17 protein-coding genes are annotated in these 21,689 nt (G+C 51.7%); 11 read left to right on the top strand and 6 right to left on the bottom strand.

Going from position 1 to position 21,689, the window contains the following annotated elements; genetic code table 11:
- The first annotated feature begins 204 nt into the window (after nucleotides 1–204).
- The 9 genes from EYB48_RS11480 (at nucleotide 205) to EYB48_RS11440 (ending at nucleotide 12,418) form a co-directional block, all read left to right on the top strand.
- On the top strand, nucleotides 205–1,035 hold the full coding sequence (locus EYB48_RS11480; RefSeq protein WP_162020488.1) for an undecaprenyl-diphosphate phosphatase: 831 nt from the start codon (nucleotides 205–207) through the stop codon (nucleotides 1,033–1,035).
- 93 nt (nucleotides 1,036–1,128) lie between these two features.
- Nucleotides 1,129–2,931, top strand: a complete 1,803-nt coding sequence (gene recQ / locus EYB48_RS11475) for a DNA helicase RecQ (RefSeq protein ID WP_202927771.1) — start codon at nucleotides 1,129–1,131, stop codon at nucleotides 2,929–2,931.
- A gap of 103 nt (nucleotides 2,932–3,034) precedes the next feature.
- Complete coding sequence (locus EYB48_RS11470) at nucleotides 3,035–4,093, top strand: LacI family DNA-binding transcriptional regulator (protein ID WP_162020486.1); 1,059 nt, start codon at nucleotides 3,035–3,037, stop codon at nucleotides 4,091–4,093.
- Between the two features lie 84 nt (nucleotides 4,094–4,177).
- On the top strand, nucleotides 4,178–4,675 hold the full coding sequence (locus tag EYB48_RS11465) for a hypothetical protein (RefSeq protein ID WP_162020485.1): 498 nt from the start codon (nucleotides 4,178–4,180) through the stop codon (nucleotides 4,673–4,675).
- 59 nt (nucleotides 4,676–4,734) lie between these two features.
- Nucleotides 4,735–7,044, top strand: coding sequence for a TonB-dependent receptor domain-containing protein (locus tag EYB48_RS11460; RefSeq protein WP_162020484.1), 2,310 nt, complete (start codon nucleotides 4,735–4,737; stop codon nucleotides 7,042–7,044).
- Nucleotides 7,045–7,137: 93 nt separating this feature from the next.
- Nucleotides 7,138–9,126: an alpha-amylase family glycosyl hydrolase gene (locus tag EYB48_RS11455; RefSeq protein WP_235935072.1), complete on the top strand. Its 1,989-nt coding sequence runs from the start codon at nucleotides 7,138–7,140 to the stop codon at nucleotides 9,124–9,126.
- A complete protein-coding gene (locus EYB48_RS11450; protein ID WP_162020483.1) occupies nucleotides 9,126–10,112 on the top strand; it encodes a PfkB family carbohydrate kinase in 987 nt (328 codons plus the stop codon). The genes EYB48_RS11455 and EYB48_RS11450 overlap by 1 nt, the downstream gene beginning before the upstream one ends.
- A 98-nt stretch (nucleotides 10,113–10,210) precedes the next feature.
- Nucleotides 10,211–11,539 carry an MFS transporter gene (locus EYB48_RS11445; protein WP_162020482.1) on the top strand — a complete coding sequence of 443 codons (1,329 nt, stop codon included), beginning with the start codon at nucleotides 10,211–10,213 and terminating at the stop codon, nucleotides 11,537–11,539.
- Between the two features lie 81 nt (nucleotides 11,540–11,620).
- The gene (locus tag EYB48_RS11440; RefSeq protein WP_162020481.1) at nucleotides 11,621–12,418 is read left to right on the top strand and encodes a fumarylacetoacetate hydrolase family protein; all 798 of its coding nucleotides are present in this window, start codon (nucleotides 11,621–11,623) and stop codon (nucleotides 12,416–12,418) included.
- A gap of 101 nt (nucleotides 12,419–12,519) precedes the next feature.
- Here EYB48_RS11440 and trmB read toward each other — a convergent pair whose 3' ends face one another.
- The 6 genes from trmB to EYB48_RS11410 all read right to left on the bottom strand — a co-directional run bounded on the left by trmB (nucleotide 12,520) and on the right by EYB48_RS11410 (nucleotide 20,506).
- On the bottom strand, nucleotides 12,520–13,236 hold the full coding sequence (gene trmB, locus EYB48_RS11435; RefSeq protein WP_162020480.1) for a tRNA (guanosine(46)-N7)-methyltransferase TrmB: 717 nt from the start codon (nucleotides 13,234–13,236) through the stop codon (nucleotides 12,520–12,522).
- A gap of 273 nt (nucleotides 13,237–13,509) precedes the next feature.
- Nucleotides 13,510–14,040, bottom strand: coding sequence for a response regulator (locus EYB48_RS11430; RefSeq protein WP_162020479.1), 531 nt, complete (start codon nucleotides 14,038–14,040; stop codon nucleotides 13,510–13,512).
- Nucleotides 14,040–15,368 carry a response regulator c-di-GMP phosphodiesterase, NosR family gene (nosR, locus tag EYB48_RS11425; RefSeq protein WP_162020478.1) on the bottom strand — a complete coding sequence of 443 codons (1,329 nt, stop codon included), beginning with the start codon at nucleotides 15,366–15,368 and terminating at the stop codon, nucleotides 14,040–14,042. The genes EYB48_RS11430 and nosR overlap by 1 nt, the downstream gene beginning before the upstream one ends.
- Nucleotides 15,369–15,455: 87 nt before the next feature.
- Complete coding sequence (locus EYB48_RS11420) at nucleotides 15,456–16,298, bottom strand: HDOD domain-containing protein (RefSeq protein ID WP_162020477.1); 843 nt, start codon at nucleotides 16,296–16,298, stop codon at nucleotides 15,456–15,458.
- Between the two features lie 33 nt (nucleotides 16,299–16,331).
- Entirely contained in the window at nucleotides 16,332–19,109 is a 2,778-nt protein-coding gene (locus EYB48_RS11415; RefSeq protein ID WP_162020476.1) for an EAL domain-containing protein, read from the bottom strand.
- Nucleotides 19,110–19,156: 47 nt separating this feature from the next.
- Nucleotides 19,157–20,506, bottom strand: coding sequence for an ATP-binding protein (locus tag EYB48_RS11410; protein WP_162020475.1), 1,350 nt, complete (start codon nucleotides 20,504–20,506; stop codon nucleotides 19,157–19,159).
- A 309-nt stretch (nucleotides 20,507–20,815) separates the two neighbouring features.
- On the opposite strand from EYB48_RS11410, the gene EYB48_RS11405 reads away from it, so the two are divergent.
- Together EYB48_RS11405 and EYB48_RS11400 are read left to right on the top strand one after the other, a co-directional pair.
- Entirely contained in the window at nucleotides 20,816–21,262 is a 447-nt protein-coding gene (locus EYB48_RS11405) for a thioesterase family protein (protein WP_162020474.1), read from the top strand.
- 53 nt (nucleotides 21,263–21,315) lie between these two features.
- Entirely contained in the window at nucleotides 21,316–21,672 is a 357-nt protein-coding gene (locus EYB48_RS11400) for a DUF1304 domain-containing protein (protein ID WP_162020473.1), read from the top strand.
- Nucleotides 21,673–21,689: the final 17 nt, after the last annotated feature.

Below are 21,689 nucleotides of genomic sequence, written 5' to 3'. Positions count from 1 at the left end.
TCAGGATGTTGTGAACAGCTATGAACTGCTGCGAACCGCTTTCACCTGGATCGTAAGTGACTAGGATTTTTTCTCCGCCTGTACTGCGCCCCCCGCTTGAATTCAAGCTGGTTTCGCTATGAAAACTCAACAGCCGCTCAGCCTGACATGGTAAGCTTCGCTCCGGTTTTTACTTCCTCATCATAGAAACGACAGATTTAGCATATGGATTTATTACTCGCCATCAAAGTCATCATCATGGGTATCGTCGAAGGTCTGACTGAGTTCCTGCCCATCTCTTCCACCGGGCATCTGATCCTGACCGGCAGTTTGCTCAACTTCACAGGCGAAACACAAAAAGTATTTGAAATCGTCATTCAGGCCGGTGCCATTTTTGCGGTTTGCTGGGAATACCGCGCAAAAATTGCGAGTGTGCTGTGCGGTCTGGGCTCGGATGCGAAAGCCCGTTTTTTTGCACTGAAATTAATCATCGCTTTTTTACCCGCGGCATTACTTGGCGTGCTGTTTTCCAAACATATCAAAGCCGTGTTGTTTGCACCGGTACCGGTTGCACTCGCTTTCATTATTGGTGGCTTCATCATTTTGTGGGTGGAACGCAAACCTGCGGATCAGCAAGTCGCGCGCATTGATTCGGTGGATGATATGACCATCACTGATGCCATCAAAATCGGACTGGCACAGGCATTTGCGCTGATACCGGGCACCAGCCGTTCGGGTGCAACCATCATTGGTGGCATGCTGTTTGGTTTGTCACGAAAAGCGGCTACTGAATTTTCCTTTTTCCTGGCCATCCCTACCCTGCTCGGCGCCACGGTCTATTCGCTGTACAAAGCACGTAATGACTTATCCATGGCCGATGTACCTATGTTCACCCTGGGTACAGTAGCAGCCTTCATCTCTGCTTTCTTTTGCGTACGCTGGTTACTGCGCTATATCAGTTCGCATGACTTCAAAGTCTTTGCCTGGTATCGCATTGCATTCGGCGTCATGATCCTGATTACCGCCTACACGGGTGTCATTCAGTGGGTTGATTAAGTAGTGTCCTCAGTCAGTTTCAATAGCCAACACGGCCAGGACAGCCAAGATAGCCACCACAGCGGCGCTAGCGGGGAAAGCGCGGATCAGGCGCTGCATTTACTGCAGACCGTATTCGGTTACCCCGCTTTCCGTTCGCAACAAGGGCAGATCGTCGATCATGTGATACAGGGCGGTGACACCCTGGTGCTGATGCCCACCGGTGGTGGTAAATCCCTGTGTTATCAGATACCCGCGTTGATACGGCGCGGCGTAGGCATCGTCGTTTCACCTCTGATCGCACTGATGCAGGATCAGGTCGATGCACTGGCGGAAGTCGGTGTGCGCGCCGCCTTCCTGAATTCCACCCAGAGCTTTGATCAGATCCTGGAAGTGGAAAAGAAAATGCGCGAAGGTGAACTCGATCTGGTGTATATCGCACCGGAACGCTTACTCACCCAACGCTGCCTGGAATTACTGGAGATACTCGACATTGCCCTGTTTGCGATCGATGAGGCACACTGTGTATCGCAATGGGGGCATGACTTCCGGCCCGAATATATACGACTATCCACCCTGCATGAACGCTTTCCGCATGTACCGCGCATCGCGCTGACGGCGACCGCCGATCAGCAAACCCGCGATGAAATCATACATCGCCTGCAACTCGAAAATGCGCTGCAGTTTGTCTCCTCGTTTGACCGTCCGAATATACGCTATCAAATCGTAGAGAAAGCGAATGGACGCAAGCAATTACTCGATTTTATCGAAGCCCAGCACAATGGCGATGCGGGCATCGTGTACTGCCTGTCGCGCAAAAAAGTCGAAGAAACCGCCGCTTTTCTGAATGAACACGGCATCAGCGCCCTACCCTATCATGCGGGTATGGAACTGACTGAACGGAGCAAAAATCAGGCAAAATTCCTGCGCGAAGACGGCATCGTGATGTGTGCGACGATTGCGTTTGGCATGGGCATCGATAAGCCGGATGTCCGCTTCGTCGCCCATCTGGATCTGCCGAAAAGTATAGAAGGCTATTATCAGGAAACCGGCCGTGCCGGTCGTGATGGAGCAACGGCAAACGCCTGGATGGCTTATGGCCTGCAGGATGTGGTGCAGCAGCGTCGCATGATCGATGAGTCGGATGCGAATGAAACCTATAAACGGGTACAAAGCGTCAAGCTGGAAGCGATGCTGGCTTTATGTGAAACCATCAATTGCCGTCGCGTGCATGTCCTGGATTACTTTGGCCAGGCTTCAAGCCCATGCGGCAATTGCGATACCTGTTTAAGTCCGCCGGTTTCCTTTGATGGCACTGTAGCTGCACAAAAAATCCTGTCCACCATTTACCGCGTCGATCAGCGCTTTGCTGCCGGCCATGTGGTCGATATTTTGCGTGGCATCGATACTGACCGTGTCAAACAATGGCGTCACGATCAGCTATCCACCTTCGGCATAGGCTCAGAAAAAAGCGAGGCTGAATGGCGCGCCTTGTTGCGGCAGCTGATCGCGCTGGAACTGATTGCAGTGGATTACGAGAACTACAGTGCACTCCGACTGACCGAAGCTGCACGGCCGGTGTTGCGTGGCGAAACGAAGATACAACTCAGGCAGTATAAGAAAGCTGAAAAAGCACTCAAACATAAACGCCAGTCAGCCAAAGATTACGCAGAAAGCGAACTCAGCGGCGAGCAGCAGCAACTGTTCGATAAACTGCGCTGGTGGCGGGTTGAAACGGCACGCACGCACAATGTACCGGCCTATGTCATTTTCCCTGATGCGACACTGCGCGAAATCGCCAGAAATGCACCACAAACGCTGGTCGATTTACGTGCGATTTCTGGCGTCGGCGATAAAAAGCTGGAGAGCTATGGCAATGACATCCTGCAGCTGATCGCAGAACTCAGCACAAACTAAGACCTCAGCGAGCAGGAACTTTACCCAAGCGCTGAGCGGATTTGCTATGCTAGGAGCCTATAACCTACTGCCCACAGCTCCGCTCACTCTACACGCAGATCAGATGAAGACTAGCCCGGACACCGCCAACACGACTCAGCGCGCCGATAAAAAGGAACAGCGCCGCCTGCAAATGGCCGATATCGCCAGACTGGCTGGTGTTTCCACGTCCACCGTATCGCGCGCATTGAGCGGCAGTAAATTGGTGAATGATGAAACCAAGACCCGCATTGCTGAACTGGCCAAGTCGCTCAATTATTCCATCAATATCGGCGCACAAAATCTGCGTCTGAAGCAGAGCCGTACCATTGCTGTCGTGATTCCATCTGACAGCGCTACCCGCCAACATTTAACCGATCCGTTTTTTCTGGGCATGCTGGGCAGTCTGGCCGATGCATTGACGGAGCGTGGTTTTGACATGCTGGTCTCGCGCGTCGATGCGGAACAGCTCGATAGCGTATCGCAGATCTATGACACAGGCCGCGCCTCCGGCATTATCCTGATTGGTCAATGGCGCCACCATGATCAGCTCAATGAACTCGCGTTGCGTAAAGTGCCTTTAGTGGTGTGGGGTGCGCAACTCCCAAAACAACTGTACGTGACTGTAGGCAGCGATAACATCAGTGGCGGCAAACTCGCTACCCGCCATTTACTGGATCAGGGCCGCCGCGCTATTGCTTTTTTTGGCGACATCCAGCTACCGGAAGTCAGTCAGCGTTATCAGGGCTACTGTGCAGCGTTGACAGAAGCCGGGCTGCCTGTGCGCGCAGAACTCGTGGTTGCGGCATCGTTTGTAGAAGATGGTGGCAAACAGGCGGTAGCCGAACTATGTGCACGTCAGGTGAATTTTGATGCCTTGTTCGCCTGCAGTGATTTGCTGGCCATGACAGCGATCAATTCACTGCGCGAACGCGACTTCAGCGTGCCCGCCGATGTTGCAGTCGTCGGTTATGACGATATTGAGCTCGCGCGCTATTTTCATCCACCGCTGACGACCATCCGGCAACCCATGCCCGTCGCCGGACTGGCATTGGTCGATGCCTTGCTACATCAAATCGATACGCATGCCAGTCAGGCATTTTTGCTGGATACCGAACTCATCATACGTCGCAGCAGCCAGTGAGCCAGCGCCGAGGCAACTCAAAACCTGTTTCATCTTCTTCTCCGGCAGACTGAGCAGATAAAAAACACCATCATTTGCAAACGTTTGCAAAATACACCAAGCACATCCAGCAAAAACACAGAAAACCCGTACATTTCAGCCCACTCTTTCATTGTGCACTGCATCAAAAAACATCCATTCAGCGCTGATACGTTGCGTATTGCAGACAACATCAACTTAACTTTGCATCAGAAAAACAGGTCAAAAGGGCGCACCAAACCTGAGCCCTTAGCACATAACGGGCAAGAGGGACGCAATCGTTTTCGTCCGTATCCTTACTCAAACCTGTTTGAGCCAACTGAGAATTTTATTCTCCGCACCAAAACAAAACTTATTGCACCGCATCTTTGCAATCGATTGCAAAGAAAAATAACTTGCACCATAATGCAACTCACCTACAGTGCAAAAGATCTTCAAGAATGCTTGTCAGATCGCAAAACCAGCCCCGCTCTCACCATTGCGGAGCAAGGCGAGGATTGTTGGAGGTCTTTTGCTCCTGAGTTGTCCATGCTGAACACCGGCAGAAGTTCGACTTGGTGCTAACAGGTATGCCAAACCGCCGACACCTTATAAGTCGGTATGCAAAAACAATGGAGACAGAAATGACATCACATAGCCTCAAACTGACACGCATGGCCAGTCTGGTATCCCTGGCCGTATTCCATATGGGCAGTGCACTGGCGCAGGAAGCAGCCGGCACAGTCAGCAGCGATAAAGAGAAAAATTCCCTGAACCTGAATTCGGTGATCGTCACCGGCACGCCGACCGGCACCTCGAAAATGAAGGCCAGCGTCTCCATCAGCTCGCTCGATGCGGATCAGATTTCCCAGTCTGCCCCAACCAATGCGGCAGAAATTTTGCGCGCTGTTCCAGGCGTACGTGCAGAATCCTCAGGCGGTGAAGGCAATGCCAACCTGACCGTGCGTGGCGTACCGATCTCTGCCGGTGGCGCGCGTTATGTGCAGTTTCAGGAAGATGGTTTGCCGGTACTGCTGTTCGGTGACATCGCCTTTGCCACACCCGATATGTATCTGCGCGCCGATGGCAGCCTGAGCCACCTGGAAGTGGTACGCGGTGGCACCGCATCGACTATGGCGACCAATGCACCAGGTGGCATCATTAACTTCATCAGCAAAAATGGTAAGGAAAAAGGCGGCAGCATAGGCATCACAAAAGGTCTGGATTTTAACCAGACCCGTTTCGATTTCGACTATGGTGCAGCGCTGTCACCAAAAACACGGATGTTTATCGCTGGCTTTTATCGTAATGGCGACAGTTCGCGTCCAGCCGGTGTCACCGCTGAAGATGGCGGCCAGTTACGTGCCAATATCACGCATGAACTGGACAATGGCTATATCCGCCTGAGCGTCAAACATCTGGACGACAAAACGCCGATGAATATGCCAGTACCTGTCCGTACCGTGAATGGTTCTATCTCTGAAATGGCAGGAATTGATCCGCGTACTGCCAGCTTTTACTCGCCTTACTGGACGCGTGATATCGTACTGGATAAAAACAACAACAAAGTCTCCACAAATGTGAATGATGGCTTGCATGCAGTGAGCAACGCCTTCGGCTTAGAGGCTTCTTTAAATGTAGGCAATGGCTGGACGCTGGATGAAAAATTCCGCAAGTCGACTAATACCGGCCGTTTCATTTCTATCTTCCCGGCGGATAATGCCAACAATAGCAGCGGCATGACATATGCAACTGGGCCTAATGCAGGCAAGGCTTACAGCGGCCCGGCCTTTACTGCCACTGTCTTCAATACCTCGCTGGATGATCTGGGCAGCACCACCAATGATGTGCGCTTATCACGTGCGTTCGAGCTGGCAGAAGGCAAACTCGCGACTACAGTGGGTTATTTCAGCTCCATACAAAATGTCGCACTGACCTGGAATTTCAATCAATACCTGATGCAGGCCAGCGGCGATAAACCGGCACTGCTGAATTCCGCCGCTACCGTCGCAGGCAGCCCGGGTTTGCTGGCACAAGGTACCGATGTCTGGGGTGGCTGCTGTAACCGCGCCATCGATGCCCAATACAAAACCAATGCCCTGTACACCAATCTGGGCTGGGAAAAAGGCGATTGGAATGTCGATGCCAGCCTGCGCCATGACAAGCAGAATGCCAGCGGCACTTACAATCAGGCGGTTAAACAGACTTACAGTCAGGCCAATACCAAGTTCATCAATTACGATGTGAATCACACTTCGTATTCGGTCGGTGTGAACTACCGCCTGAATAAAGATCTGGCCTTGTTTGCACGTACCAGCGATGGTATCGCGTTCAATGCCGATCGCATTATGTTTGGTAACCCGCTGGATGGCAGCACACCGATCAGTACCAATATCGTCAAACAAAACGAAGCGGGCGTGAAGTGGAAAAGCGGCGATTTCAGCAGCTTTGTAACCCTGTTCCAGGCCAAAACTTCAGAGTCTAATTTCGAAGCTACGACGCAGAAATTTTCATCCAACACCTATGATGCAAAAGGTCTGGAAGTCGAAGCCAGCTATAAAATCGGTGCATTCCGTATGACTGGCGGACTGACTTATACCAATGCCAGCATCACCGCAGCAGCCGATAAAAGTATCATAGGAAAAACGCCAAGACGCCAGGCTAAGTATGTGTATCAGATCGCGCCAACTTACACCATGGGTGATGCCGTTTTCGGTGCCAGCCTGATCGGCACGTCCAAGTCCTATGGCGACGATGGCAATACCCTGACTCTGGGTGGCTTTAATGTACTGAATGCCTTTGCCAACTATCAGTTGACAGAACGCCTGCAGGCGTCGGTGAGCATCAATAATTTGCTCAACACCATAGGCTACACCGAAGTCGAAGGCGATGGACATGCTGCGCGCTCCATCAACGGACGCAGCATACGCGCCACCTTGAAATATTCGTTCTGAGTCTGAAACTCAGTAACACCGATTGTCCCCGCAGCACTTGAGCTCCCCCTGTAACCCCTACTTACCGGGGGAGCCCATTTTAACCAGACCATTATGCCTGTCCATTCTTCATCCAATTCCATCGCCCTGCTCAGTGCCTGCAAGGAGGCTTTTCTGATGCAGCTTGCGCCTGCGCTTAGAACCACTGCAGAACTGCGCTTTACGCAGCACGCACCAACGCTGATCACGCGCTTAAGCCAGCTATACGCAACGCGCTTTGCCGACGATGTGCAATTGAAAAACTGGTGCCTGCAACTGATGCAAGTCATGGCCGATGCGCTACAGGCACGCCCGGCCGGACTCCAGGCACTGGATCAGCAACGCAGTCAACAGCCCGACTGGTTCACCCGTGAAGACAGACTGGGTTATTGCGCTTATACCGACCGGTTTGCTGGCACGCTGCAAGGCGTCATACAACGTATCCCACATCTGCAGCAACTGGGCGTGACTTATCTACACTTACTGCCCTTCCTGAAAGCGCGTGCCGGTGAAAATGATGGCGGCTTTGCCGTATCCGATTTCAATCAGGTCGAAGCCACGCTGGGCAGTATGCAGGATCTGGAACAACTGACTCAGGCATTACGCGAATCCGGCATCAGTCTTTGTTCAGACTTTATCCTGAATCATGTCGCCGACGATCACCCGTGGGCGATTGCAGCACGTGCGGGCGATGCGAAATACCGGGATTATTTTTACCACTATCCTGACCGGACAGTACCGGATCAGTTTGAAGCCACGCTGGGTCAGGTTTTCCCTCAGGTTGCGCCAGGCAATTTCAGCTATATCGATGCGCTGCAGTCTTGGGTATGGACCACCTTTTATCCCTATCAATGGGATCTGAACTACAGTAATCCTGCCGTGTTTCTGGACATGACAGCAGCTATGCTGCAACTGGCCAATCGCGGCATAGAAGTATTCCGGCTTGATTCAACTGCGTTTTTATGGAAACGGCCAGGCACGACTTGTATGAATCAGCCGGAGGCGCATTGGATACTGCAGTGCCTGCGCTGCATCACAGAAATCACGATGCCGGGCGTCTTGTTGAAGGCAGAGGCGATCGTCGCAACGCGTGATCTGCCCGCCTATCTGGGGGATGCACAGCGCGGCGTGCAGGAATGTCATCTCGCTTATCACAGCAGCCTGATGGCAGCAGCCTGGGTCGCAGTGGCAGAACAAGACACTAGCCTGATTTCTGCAGTCATCGCAGGCACGCCGCAACTGCCACCGAACACCAGCTGGCTCAGCTATGTGCGCTGTCATGACGATATAGGCTGGAATGTGTTGCGCCCGGAAGCCAGTCTGCAAGCGACAGATGTAGAACAAAGACTGTCTGCCGTCAGCCAGTTTTTTGCGGGACAAGGCGACAGCTTCGCCAGCGGCGCCAGCTTTCAGGCCAGCGATCCGGCTGCGGTACATGGCACGGTAGGCATGGCCGCTGCCCTATGTGGTCTGAGCCGTGCGACTGACGCTGAGCAAAGCCGCACAGCGGTGCAGCGACAATTGCTGTTATATGGTTTGAGTTTTTGCTTCGGTGGTATGCCGCTGATTTATATGGGCGATGAATTTGCTCAGGAAAACAATGAAGATTACCGTTCAGTCGCTGCCCATCAATACGATGCGCGTTGGCTGCACCGGCCACAATGGAATGAGGCGCTGGCCACACGAAGTCAAACGGCTGGCAATGCGGCCCATCTGTGCAGCTCAGGTCTGCAGCGATTACTGCAATGGCGCCGCAAGCTGCCGCAATTACAAGCCCAGGCAGCACGACGTCTGCTGCATACAAACTCCTCATCCTTGTTGGCATTCAGTCGCGGCGAAGCCCATGCGCCCTTTGTTTTCATTGGAAACTTCTCTGATCAGCCACAAACTGTGACGCTGAGCGTACTGGCGCAGCAACTACCATCCGCACAGCCATCTGGCAGCGCAATATCAGGATGCTGGAAAACGCCGGATGGCGCAGTTCCGCCGGATATACTGCTTATTCCAGCCTGGTCGCAATGCTGGCTGATCGCGTCGAATTTATCTGCAACAGGAGTGAACTGATGTCCGCCTCAAATATCTGCATATTCGGTGAAGTACTGATCGATGATTTTCCGGATGGGCCTGTGATCGGCGGCGCCCCCTACAACGTGGCACGCACGCTGGCTTATTTCGGCTGCGATCCGTTGTTCATTTCACGAATTGGCGACGACCCTTACGGCACCTGGATACGCGAAGATATGCACAAATTCGGTATGTCAGATGCCGGGCTGCAAAGTGATCCCCACTTCCCGACTGGAAAAGTCAGTGTGGAGATACAGCATACCCACAATCTGGTCAGCCATCAGTTCCACATCCTGCCTGATCAGGCCTATGATCACATAGCCAGTGCATCTGCCAGCCAGGCCTGTGCGCAGCGTCATGCCTCGTTTGCAGCGCCACCAGACAGAGATATCATTTACTTCGGCACCCTGGCGCAGCGCGCACCGGCTTCGCATCAGGCATTAAATGACATACTCAAGCAATCAAGCGCACTGCGCTATCTGGACCTGAACCTGCGTCAGGATCAGGCCAGTCTGGACACCATACTGCGCTCGATTGCTGCGGCGGATATCCTGAAAATCAATGAAGATGAATTACAGGTTTTACTGCGACTGTATCCGGCTTTATCTACACCTGCGGAACAACAATTCAGCGCGCCGGGCATACCAGCAATCGGGCTGTTACGTGAGTTACTGCAGACCTGCAAGCTGCAGGCACTGATCGTGACGCTAGGTGCGCAAGGCTATTTGTATGTAGATGGCGAAGGCCTGGAAAGCCGCGGCAGCATTGCGTCTGCCATAGACGTAGTCGACACCGTGGGAGCCGGGGATGCCTTTTCTGCGATTGTTTTACTAGGCATGTTACGCGACTGGCCGCGCTTGCTGAGTTTGCAGAGAGCACAGGCATTTGCCTCGGCGATTTGCGGCGTGCGTGGTGCAGTCGGCGATAAGCCGTTTTATCATGCCTGGGAAAAGGTATGGGAAAAGACCTGGAACAACACGCCATAAGCTGCCGTGAATACTCAGGACGCACAAAATACACAATACGCGCAACACGCATAACACAAAGCGCAGCAGACACTTATCCTCAAGAGACAGGAAAGAGTATGAATACTCAGAGTTCACCCGCCAGCAGCACACAGCGCCCTTTGCTGAATATCTGGCAGATCGTCAACATGAATGTCGGTTTCTTCGGCATCCAGTTCAGTTTCGGTTTACAGCAAAGCAGCATGAGTCCGATTTATTCGTATCTGGGCGCAGATGAAGCCAGCCTGCCCTATCTGTGGCTGGCCGGGCCGGTCACCGGCTTACTGGTGCAACCGGTGATAGGTGCCATGAGTGATCGCACCATCAGCCGCTGGGGGCGCCGTACACCGTATTTTCTGATCGGTGCCATATTGTGCAGCCTGGGTTTGCTGGCGATGCCTTATAGCCCGGTGTTATGGATGGCAGCCAGCCTGCTGTGGATATTGGATGCGGCGAATAATGTAACGATGGAGCCTTACCGCGCGTTTGTCAGTGACAAGCTGGACCGCAGCCAGCATACACTGGGCTTTCTGACCCAAAGCGCATTTACCGGGCTGGGCCAGACGCTGGCTTATCTGACGCCGTCTCTGTTGGTCTGGCTAGGGATGAACAAGGATGCGGTGAACGCCCAGCATATCCCGCACATCGTGATCGCTGCATTTATGATAGGTGCCTTCTTTTCGCTGGCCTCTATCTTATGGACCTTGAAGACCACACCGGAAATTCCGCTGACTGCAGAAGAAATTAAGGCAATCCAGGCTGAACCGGCTGGCTGGAAAACCACGCTCAAAGACATACTGAATGCGTTCAAAGAAATGCCCCTGACCATGCGCCAGCTGGCTGTGATGAAGCTGTTTCAGTGGTATGGCATGTTCTGCTACTGGCAATACATCGTGTTATCACTGGCACGTACCTTGTTCGACACCAGTGATCCCAGCTCTGCCGGGTTTCGTGATGCGGGTTTGCTCAATGGTCAGATTGGTGCGTTTTATAATTTCATCGCCTTTATCGCGGCATTTGCATTAATCCCGCTGACACGGCGTTTCGGCCCCAAATTCACCCATGCCACTTGCCTGACGCTGGCAGGCCTGGCCATGCTGAGCATACCGGCTATTCACGATCCACTCTGGCTGCTGTTACCGATGATAGGCATAGGCCTGGCCTGGGCCAGCATCATGGGCAATCCCTATGTCATGCTGGCGGGCTGCATACCTGCCGCGAAAACCGGTGTGTATATGGGCATCTTTAATATGTTCATTGTGATCCCCATGATTATTCAGATTTTCACACTGCCGCTGTACTATCACAGCCTGTTGGGCGGCAATCCGGAAAACGTGATCCGGCTGGCAGGTGCTTTGTTATTGTTGGCAGCCGCCACAGTAACACTGGTAAAAATAAAAGCTAACTAGGCAATCCGTGCTGAGCTGGTTTAAGATACGCTGATCTCCACCGACCATACGGAATCAGCGTATCCTCAGACAGGTAAGATCATGACCAGCACATCCTCAGGCACCTCCTTAAGTACCTCCACGCAACAACAGGCTGCAGCCGAATTAGCGCAGCGTCACACGCAGCAGCAACGCGGTGAGCGGCTGCCACTCTCCTTGCGCCCTGGCAGCATAGAAGACGCTTTGCAAATACAGGCGCTGGTTCCATCCTTGTTAGGGGAAACCATAGCAGGTTGGAAATGCGGTATCCCCAGCGATGGACGCGTGGTACTGGCGCCCATCTTTGCCAGCCGGGTATACAAAAGCGAAAGTAGCGTCAGTCTGCAGCCTCTGCATGGGATGGCGCGCATAGAACCTGAGCTGGCTTTTGTACTGGGCCAGGATTTACCACCGCGTGAGGCTGCGTATGGTATGCAGGACGTCGATCAGGCAGTCTCAGCCTGTCATATCGCGCTGGAATTGATAGGCAGCCGTTATCTGGCACCAGAGACAGCCGAATACACCGAGCATCTGGCGGACGGTTTGTACAATCAGGGTTGCGTGCTTGGACCATCGCTACCCGCGGATTACCTGGGCAATGAGCCTTCCTGTCTGGATATCGAAATTCAGACGCAAACAAAAACCATACAGCAATTACGCGGCGAACATCCGGCCGGGTTCCCGCGTCAGCCGCTGTACTGGCTGGCTGAATTCCTGCGCAGTCAGGGCATGGGTTTGCGCCAAGGCCAGTTTGTAATCACCGGCTCTTATGCCGGCAGCCCAGACGTGCCACTACATGTGCCGCTATCAATCCGCTTCGGCAAGCTAGGGGAGATGCAATTGCAGTTCACACAGGATTGACGAGCAAAAAAAAAGCAGCCACACGGCTGCTTTTTTTACGAGTGAGCAGTTTGATACAGTGCGCTGCGCATTAAGCACGGCTGGCACTGTGGCTCGCCGCCTTATTTTTTGCGGAACACCAGATCCCACACGCCATGACCCAGACGCAGGCCGCGGTTTTCGAATTTCGTCACAGGGCGATACTCAGGGCGTGGCGCATACGCCTCTGCGGTATTTTCCAAAGCGGGTTCAGCGCTCAGCACTTCCAGCATCTGGACTGCATATTCTTCCCAGTCCGTCGCGCAATGCAGATAGCCACCTGGTGCCAGTCGCGATGCGAGCAGTTGTACCAGCGGGCCCTGAATCAGGCGGCGCTTATTGTGGCGTGCCTTATGCCAGGGATCAGGGAAGAACACATGGACGCCGTGCAGGGATTCCGGCGCGATCATGTAATTCAGCACTTCGACTGCGTCATGCTGAATGATGCGCTGATTTTTCAAGCCCATTTCATCGGTCAGCTTAAGCAGGCTGCCTACGCCCGGCGTATGCACTTCGACGCCGATGAAATTTTTCTCTGGCATACCGGCAGAAATCTTGGCGCTGGTTTCGCCCATACCGAAACCGATTTCAAATACAGTCGGCGCCTGGCGACCGAAAGTCGCATCGATATCGAGCAGGGATTTTTGATAAGGAATACAGAAGACCGGCCCCAGGGTTTCTATCGCGCGGGCCTGCGCGTCAGAGACGCGGCCAGTGCGGGTGACAAAGCTACGGATACGACGTTCAGTCGGGTCATAAAACAGCGTTTTGCTGTTATCAGCAGGTGTAGAGTCGGACATACAGAGTTTCAGTAAAAAGAGGTCATACTGTGAAGCGGAAGATATCGCAGTGACGATACTGAGATCAGACAACCGGCTACAGAACAGGACAGAAAGGCGGCATTTTACCAGACCAAGCCTGTTTCAAACCATTACAAAGCCAGTCGCGCAGTGTCCACCTGCCCAACAGCAGCAAAGAATCTATCAAGACAAGTATCATTTTATTCAGGACTTACGCCCAGTTACCCCAAGCGAGGCCACGCCGCCGGGGTGGTTTTACGCAAGCTCTACGACTTATTCCAGCATGACCGAGCCATCAGCGCCCCACTTCACTTTGGTGATACCTGGTTCACTCTCTTCCAGCCTGCGCAGTGCCTCTTCCTGCGGTGATAGCTGACCGCGCTGCACGCGTAACTCATCGGCCAGCCGCCGGTCTTCGAGTATCTGATCGCGCTTTTGCAAAGCGGCCTGATAGGTATCCGTCAACTCTTCCTGTGTCCAGGGCTTGGCGATATAGCGAAACGCTTCTGCCTCATTGATCGCACCGAGTATGGTTTTGAACTCAGCAGACGCGCTCAACATCATGCGCACCGCATCTGGCTGTATCCCCTTGGCCAGAGCCAGGAAAGCAATGCCATTCATGGATGGCATGTGATAATCAGAGATAATAAAATCGTAAGCCGTATCCTGCAAATGCGCCAATGCTTGCTCCGGCACATTGTAGGTATCTATCCTGAGCTGATCGCTGCCTGCGATGCTTCTGAAACTGCGCTTTAAGGCTGAGAGCACATTTTGTTCATCATCCAGTAAAAGAATTCGTCGCATCATTTCCTCCTGTTGGTATAGATACGCACAAACATCCGGCCATGTACAGGTTCACTGAAAAGCCTGAGCTTTTCTATCACGCCTTCATCCAGCACAAAGTCGGCGGGTAGCAATAACATGCCTTCTTTGGATACCACATCTGCCGACAACACCATGCCAGGCACTAACTGCGGCACCATGACTTCTTTGTCGTGCGGTTCTTCGCTGACGTTACCCATGACTTGTTGAAAAGCTTCAACCACCTTGGGATCATAACGGTTACCGGCACCACGCACGATGAGCGGCAGGGCATCATCCGGATGCACACGTTTTGGGACCAGGCAGCCTATTTGCAAACTGTCATAATCGCCAGCCAGCGCCAGTATCCTGGAACCCAGCGGAATCTGGTCTCCCGCGATCGCATCCGGAAAACCTCGACCGTCGAAACGCTCATGCTGGAAGCGGATAATGCGCGCCGCGCCCTGCAAATCCTGCAGCGGCATCAGTAACTGCTCGGCGCGCAGGGTGTGTTTGTGAAACTGACCAAGCTGATCACCATTCATCTGATTCAACGGCGTCTCCAGCAATTCGTCAGAAAATCCGATTTTGCCTATATCTGCCAACAAGGCAGCGACAAAAATCTCTTGCGTATCTTTGCTTTCCAGCCCCATGCGCCGCGCGATCTTGCGCGCCAGATCAGCCACCCGACGCGAGTGCCCCATCAACTTCCCGCCGCGCATTTCGATCACGCTGGAAAACACCTTGATCGAGGTCAGAAAACTGTCCTTGAGTTTGTCATTTGCGGTCAGCAGTGATTCGTGCGCTTTTCTGAGATCGGCTGTGCGCTCTTCGACTTTGATTTCCAGACTGGCATTGAGTGTTTTTAATTCCTCGTTCTGCCTTAAGGTCAGCTCTTCCAGTCTGAGTTTTTCCTGCTCCAGCGCTTTGCGTTCCAGCGCCTGCCGCACGATCAGGACGATATCGTTATCGTCCCAGGGCTTGGTGATGTAGCGATAAATTTCGCCTCGGTTAATCGCATCAATGATCGATTGTATGTCAGCATAGCCGGTCAGCAGCAGGCGTATGGTATCTGGCCAGCGTGCCCTGACATGTTCGAGGAAAACTGCACCATCCATCACCGGCATACGCATATCTGAAATGACCAGATCAACCGTTTCTGTTTCCAGCGTAGCCAGTCCTTCCTGGCCGCCATTAGCGATCAGTACCTGATATCCTTTACCACGGAACAAACGGCGCAACGATGACAAGATATTCGGCTCATCGTCCACGCATAATATGCGGTAGACACGTTCGGTCTGCGGCTCAGCATGCAATTCTGTATTCATCATGCCTGCTTTCCCAAATGGGCTAAGTGGTTGGTGGTGCTGCGTTAAAACACTAGCGTTCAGCCTGCTCTTCCGCCTAAGCCAGTACGATCAGTGACTGAGTAAAATCTGGCTGATTTCGGCATATTGCTGCCTCTCCGTCGCAAAAATCCTTAGACACAATTCTTCATTCAATTCCAGACGCTGCCATGCATAACTGGATTCACGCAGCAAACGCATGCGGTCCTCATCGCTCGCATGCACTTTGGCAAAAATATTCGCAACCGTAATCAACATCGACAATTCACTGGTTTCTGCCGTCATCGGATCATGGTGCGCACTGACCGCCTGCTGCATCTCGAGCGGAAAGCGCCATCTGCGCGCAAGCATTGCCCCTATCGATGCATGGCTCATAGATAGCACTGCATTTTCAGCCTCATAGCGCGCACAGGCCTGCTCTTTCTGATAGCGCTTGACCGCAGCATATTCGCCAGGGAATTTTGTCACCAACGCTAACTTACCCAGGTCATGGATCAGCCCGGTGGTAAAAGCTTGCTCCTGATTGGCACAGATGTGCGCGGCCAGCAATTTGGCAAAAATCGCGACCGAAATAGAATGCTCGAGAAAATAGTCCACGTCATTCCGCTCCAACACAAAGCGGTGTAACAGATTGGCGATTGCAGTGCTGGTCACCAGTGTGCGCAAACTGCGAAAACCGAGGATAGAGACAGCGTCAGACAGCGAATTGACCCGATATGACAAGCCATAAAAAGAAGAATTTGCGAGACGCAAAGTTTTAGAAGTTAAGGCCTGATCCTGGGCTATCCGCATGATGATGGAGCGCTGATCCACATTATCATGCTCGATTGCCTCGATCAATTCAGACAATACCTGTGGCAAGGAGGGCAGTTCCTCCAGCGCACGTACAAGCTGTTCTGCAGATATGGAACGCATATAGAACCTCTGATATTCCCGCTATTTTTTCCGTTATTTTCCCACTATTGCATCATGTTTCGCGCCAGACTCTGCGCGAGAGTACGTAGTTCCCTGACTCCCCGCTTCACTCATTCCTGCCACCGGAAGAAAAATAATAATACGTCCATTCGAGGCAGAGTGTTTTCCCATTGCGCGGCAATCGACATGGTAAGTTTTCCCGCTGATCTGCACAGAAATCAAGCCCTGTTGATCAGCACTGTTTAAACGCTGCGCCAGCTCAGGAAATACCTGGTGCAGCTCATTATCCAGATTCACTGCAGCGCCGGGCAATAACTCTTCCGCCTGCAGATTGCAAAAAGCGATGCGGTCTTCATCATCAATCCCGATCAGGGGAAATGGTATCTGATGCAGAATTTCGCGGATCACACCAATGCTGACTTCATCTCTTTGTATCTGATTCTGCTTCTGTTTCAAAATGTCTGATAGCTGGCGATTGGTTTTCACCAGTTCCCGGTTACTGCTTTGTATCTCCACATTCAATCTGCGGTTCTCATTGAGAATTTCCTTAAACTGAAATGCATCACTGATATTTTTCCGTATTTGCTCATCATCCCAGGGTTTGGTCAGAAACTTATAGATCGCACCTTCGTTGATCGCATCAGTAATGTATTGCAGTTCGGAGTAGCCGGATAAGATGATCCTGACTGTATCCGGATACAAGGCCTTGGCCTGACGCAAAAATTCGACACCTGACATAGCAGGCATGCGCTGATCCGACATAATGACATCAACATTTTCACTGGCCAGTATCTCTAAGCCTTCACTCGCGCTGTTGCCTGTCAAGATGCGATAGCCATCTTTACGCAGCAAGCGTTTAAGTGCAGACAAAATATTGGGTTCATCATCTACCAGCAGTAAAGTACGCTCTGGCCGTGTGGCCTGTAATACATGTGGATTCAGACTGATATCCTGACGTATGAAATCCAGTAACTGCGCAAATGGCATAGGACGTGCATAGAAATAGCCTTGTACTTGTTCGCATAAATTATCTGAAAAAAACTTACATTGCGCTTCCGTCTCTACGCCCTCAGCAATCACCTCCATCCCCATGCTATGCGCCATCGAGATAATAGCTTTAGAGATCGAGGCATCGCTCAGATGCCCAGGCAATTCCCTGACAAAAGACTGATCAATTTTGACATAATCAAATGAAAAACGCTTCAGATAACCGAGTGCAGAATAACCCGTTCCAAAATCATCCAGCGACAGGCTGAAGCCCAGGTTTTTCAGTCGGAAAAATAAGGCATCAAATTCCTCATCGCAGCCTATCAGCACACTCTCCGTTACCTCTAGCGACAATTGTGCTGCTGTCACGCCGTACTCATTCATGATAGCCAGCATACGTTCCGGAAAATCCACCTCCTTCAACTGGCGTGGCGAAACATTAATCGCCACGACCGGCAGCGCCAGCTGTTGCGCCAGCAGACGCTGTATATCTTCACAGGCACGTCGTATCACCCAGTAGCCCAGCACGATGATTAGATCAGATTGCTCTGCAATCGGCACAAATTTTGCCGGTGATATTTCACCCCGTGTTGGATGCTGCCAGCGAAGTAAAGCCTCGCAACCAGTGATTTTGCCGTGGCGCAGATCCGCCTTGGGCTGATAAAACAATTGCAGCTGATTGTCCTGTATCGCTAAGCGCAAATCTGAGGCCAGCGCTATCTGTTCATCCACAGTGCCATTCAGGGCCGATGAATAAAAACGCAGACTGCCATGCCCGCATTCGCGCGCTCTGCGAAATGCGACTTCAGCGCATCTGGAAATATCCTCTGCCAATTGCCCATCGTCCGGATACATGGCTATGCCTATGCAACAAGACATATTCAGTTTCTGGTCGATCAGGGAAATCGCTTGCGTAAAAGTGTTCATGACGCGCTGGCAGAGTGCCAGCACTTCGACAGAGTCAGCATGGCCAGGCAAAATCAGCATGTACTCGCCAGCCCCAAGATGGGTGATCACATCATGATCGTGCAGTTCAGCACGCAAACGCATTTCTATGGTTTGCAACACCAGTCTTGAGGCTTCAAAACCATAGCTTTCAGCGACTTGCTCATATTGATCCAGCCCCAGATAGCAGACGCTCAAATGCCCGGTTATCTGCGGTGAATGATCTATCGAAGACTGTAGCAGCGTATCGAGCTTTTTACGTTTGGAATGATCCATCAAACCAGCCTGGCGGGTTTCTGCCAGCATAGGTGGCGGGACCTGCATATCGGCGATATAGGTTTCGAAAAAACGCTTTTTCTCGACTTCAGAATAGACTTCCAGCGCCAGCCCGAGGTCAAACATGCATAGTTTAAACACCAGCAGCATCATGCCACTGAAGGAGAGCTGGTAATCCGCTTTGATATCCTGCAGATCAGCCCATACCGCTCCCAGATATTTTCTGTAAGCAGAAAAATACCAGTCGCGGTTCAGTCCCATTTGTTGATGGGCAAACTCTATTTTGCTGCGGTCCACCAGAAAGCTGCTATCCGACCTGGATTGCAATAACAGTGCAAAGTAACTACGCTGACGCTGATGTATGCGCTGCTGTAAGCTGTCAGGTAAGCCATAAGACAAGAAAGGGGTATCTGCGATATGTTCGCGTAAGGCCTGATCAAACTGTGCGCGTATCTGTGCCAGCTGCGGACTGATAGTCGCAAGCATTCTGGCTTCATTGGCACTCAAGCGCAGACTGCTCATACTATCGAACATGCCATCTGTTCCGATATTGAGCATCGCAGTGAAGTCATCCCTGGTCTTATTTGTATTTTCCTGACTCATAGCCTGCACCCTGATATCGCTGATCTGTCCTTGATCTGTGACGGAGATTACTCTTTGTTCGCATCCACCTTATCCGGATGCAGCGGCAAATGTATGGTAAAGCTGGTGCCAAGCCCCAGCTCGCTTTTCACCTCGATACGTCCATTGTGTTTCTTGATAATTCCGTATGACAGAGACAAACCCAAACCGGTTCCGCTGCCTATCGGCTTCGTCGTAAAAAACGGTTCAAAAATACGTGTCATGATTTCAGGCGGAATACCGGACCCGGTATCACTGATGCGTATCCAGATCCAGTCATCCTTGCATCCGGTATTGATGGTGATGTTGCCTTTCTCCTTGATCGCATGTGAGGCATTGACCAACAGATTCATCACCACCTGATTGATTTGCGAAATGACGCAACGCACATTTGGCAAATTGCCGTATTCCTTAATCACGGTGGCTTTATACTTGATCTCATTGATCACGATATTGAGCGTACTGTCTATACCATGATGGATATCCGCCTCTTGCCAGTCGGTTTCACCGACATGCGAAAAATCTTTGAGTGACTGCACGATATCGCGCACCCGTTTCAGGCCATCCATAGACTCCCTGACCAGGTCTTCCACATCCTCCTGCAGGAATTCCAGATCGGCTTCTTTTTTGATGGCGTTGACACGTGCGACAGCTGACTGAGCAGCCTGCGGCTGGAGAATTAACTGCTCATATTGTCCAAGGACTTCAAACAGCTTCTCTACGTAACCCTGCAATGATCCCATGTTGGAATTTACAAAACCGATAGGATTATTGATTTCATGGGCGATACCTGCGGCCAGTTGACCTACCGAGGCCATTTTTTCCGATTGCATCAACTGGTCCTGCGCCTCTTGCAGCTTATGGATTAACTGTTTCTGCTCTTCGCCTTTTTTTTGCAGCGACTCTTCCATCGCCTTGCGTTCGCTGATGTCGGTCAGCGAGCCCACTACTTCAAGTGGATTGCCAGCCTCATCGCGGATCAGGCGCAACATATCGTGCATCCAGATGTAATGGCCATTGCTGTTTTTGAAACGGTATTCGTAAGTGCGCTCGCCTTCTGAAAACAGCATGGCCAGACTGGAAAATATCTGCGGCACATCCTCAGGATGAATGTGATCAAACCAGAAATTCGGGTCGGATACCATCATCGCGGAATCGTAGCCCAGTATGCGCTGCGCGTTGGAGCTGACATAAGTCATTTTGAAATCGCCGGTCGGTACGCTGCTGTAAATAATCGCAGGCGTATTATCAATCAGATATTTCAGACGATTATGTTGCGCTACTTCCTGACTGACACTCGCAGGCTGACTGGCACTGGCAGCCGCTGTGGTCGCCGGTGCTGGCGCAGATAAGTCGAAATATTCAAATTGATTTTCCATCTCTGGCCCCACATCAGCTGATTTGCCTTGCCAAATAATTACCCGAAAAACAACTATTTCACATCTTTTTGGCGCCCCTTGCGCCCCCGTAGCCCAGCTTTGGTTCTATTTTCCTGAATTTCATACTACTCAGTATTTAAGTATTTACAAGCAGCAAGATTCAAACAATTGTTAACTCAAGGAAATGTTTCTCATTCTTGCGCTGACTTTTTCTGAATTTCTAAAGGGTAAAAGACCGTTACAATGAGGAAACTCATTATCTGACTGCGCCGTCAGTAAAATTTTTACTCTTTCCCGCTTGGTATCCCTATGGCACGCTTACAACTACAGTTTCCTGAAGATCAGTATTACTACCGCACCCAGCTTAATGTCAGGGTGACTGAAATCAATGCGGCCAACCATGTCGGCAATGATTCTATGGTGTCGATGATTTCAGAAGCCCGCGCCCGCTTTATGTTTGAGTTTGGTATCCGTGAAACAGCCACCGAGGGCCTGGGCATCATCGTGACCGACCTCGCGACGACCTACAAAGCCGAGGCGCATGCACGTGATCAGTTGCTGTTTGAAGTCGGGGTGATGGACTTCAATAAATATGGCGGCGATATTATTTTCCGCATCACGCGTCCAGCGGACAACACCCTGATCGCGATGGCGAAGTCTGGTTTTGTATTTTTCGATTACCAGATCAGTAAAGTCGTTGCTATGCCGGTAGAATTCATGGCCAAGTTCCCGCAGGTGAACTGGCTGGCCAACTGAGTTTTTCGTTTAAAATTTTGTTCCACTTTTCACTTCTCAAATAAAGGTCAGGCATGCAAACAGCCGCATATATCGTGATAGGGCTAATCGGGGTATTACATGTGTATATTCTGGTTCTGGAAATGTTTTTATGGGAAAAGCCGGCAGGTCGCCGTGCCTTCGGCATGAGCGCGGAAATGGCCAAGTCCACGAAGACGCTGGCAGCGAACCAGGGCCTGTATAACGGCTTTCTGGCTGCGGGTCTGTTCTGGGGACTGAGTCTGGGCGCGGCTGGCAAAGAGGTCAGCACCTTCTTCCTGCTCTGTGTATTGATCGCTGGGATCTATGGTGCGGCGACTGCTTCACGCAAAATTCTGTTCATTCAGGCGGTGCCAGCCGCGATAGGTCTGGCTTTGCTGTATCTGGCCTGAATGACTGTTACGGCTGA

It is taken from the genome of Cognatundibacterium crateris (assembly GCF_010078235.1).
GTDB classification, from domain to species: domain Bacteria; phylum Pseudomonadota; class Gammaproteobacteria; order Burkholderiales; family Burkholderiaceae_D; genus Undibacterium; species Undibacterium crateris.
Note: the sequence above shows the minus strand (reverse complement) of the source record. Positions and strands in the feature narration are given on the sequence as shown.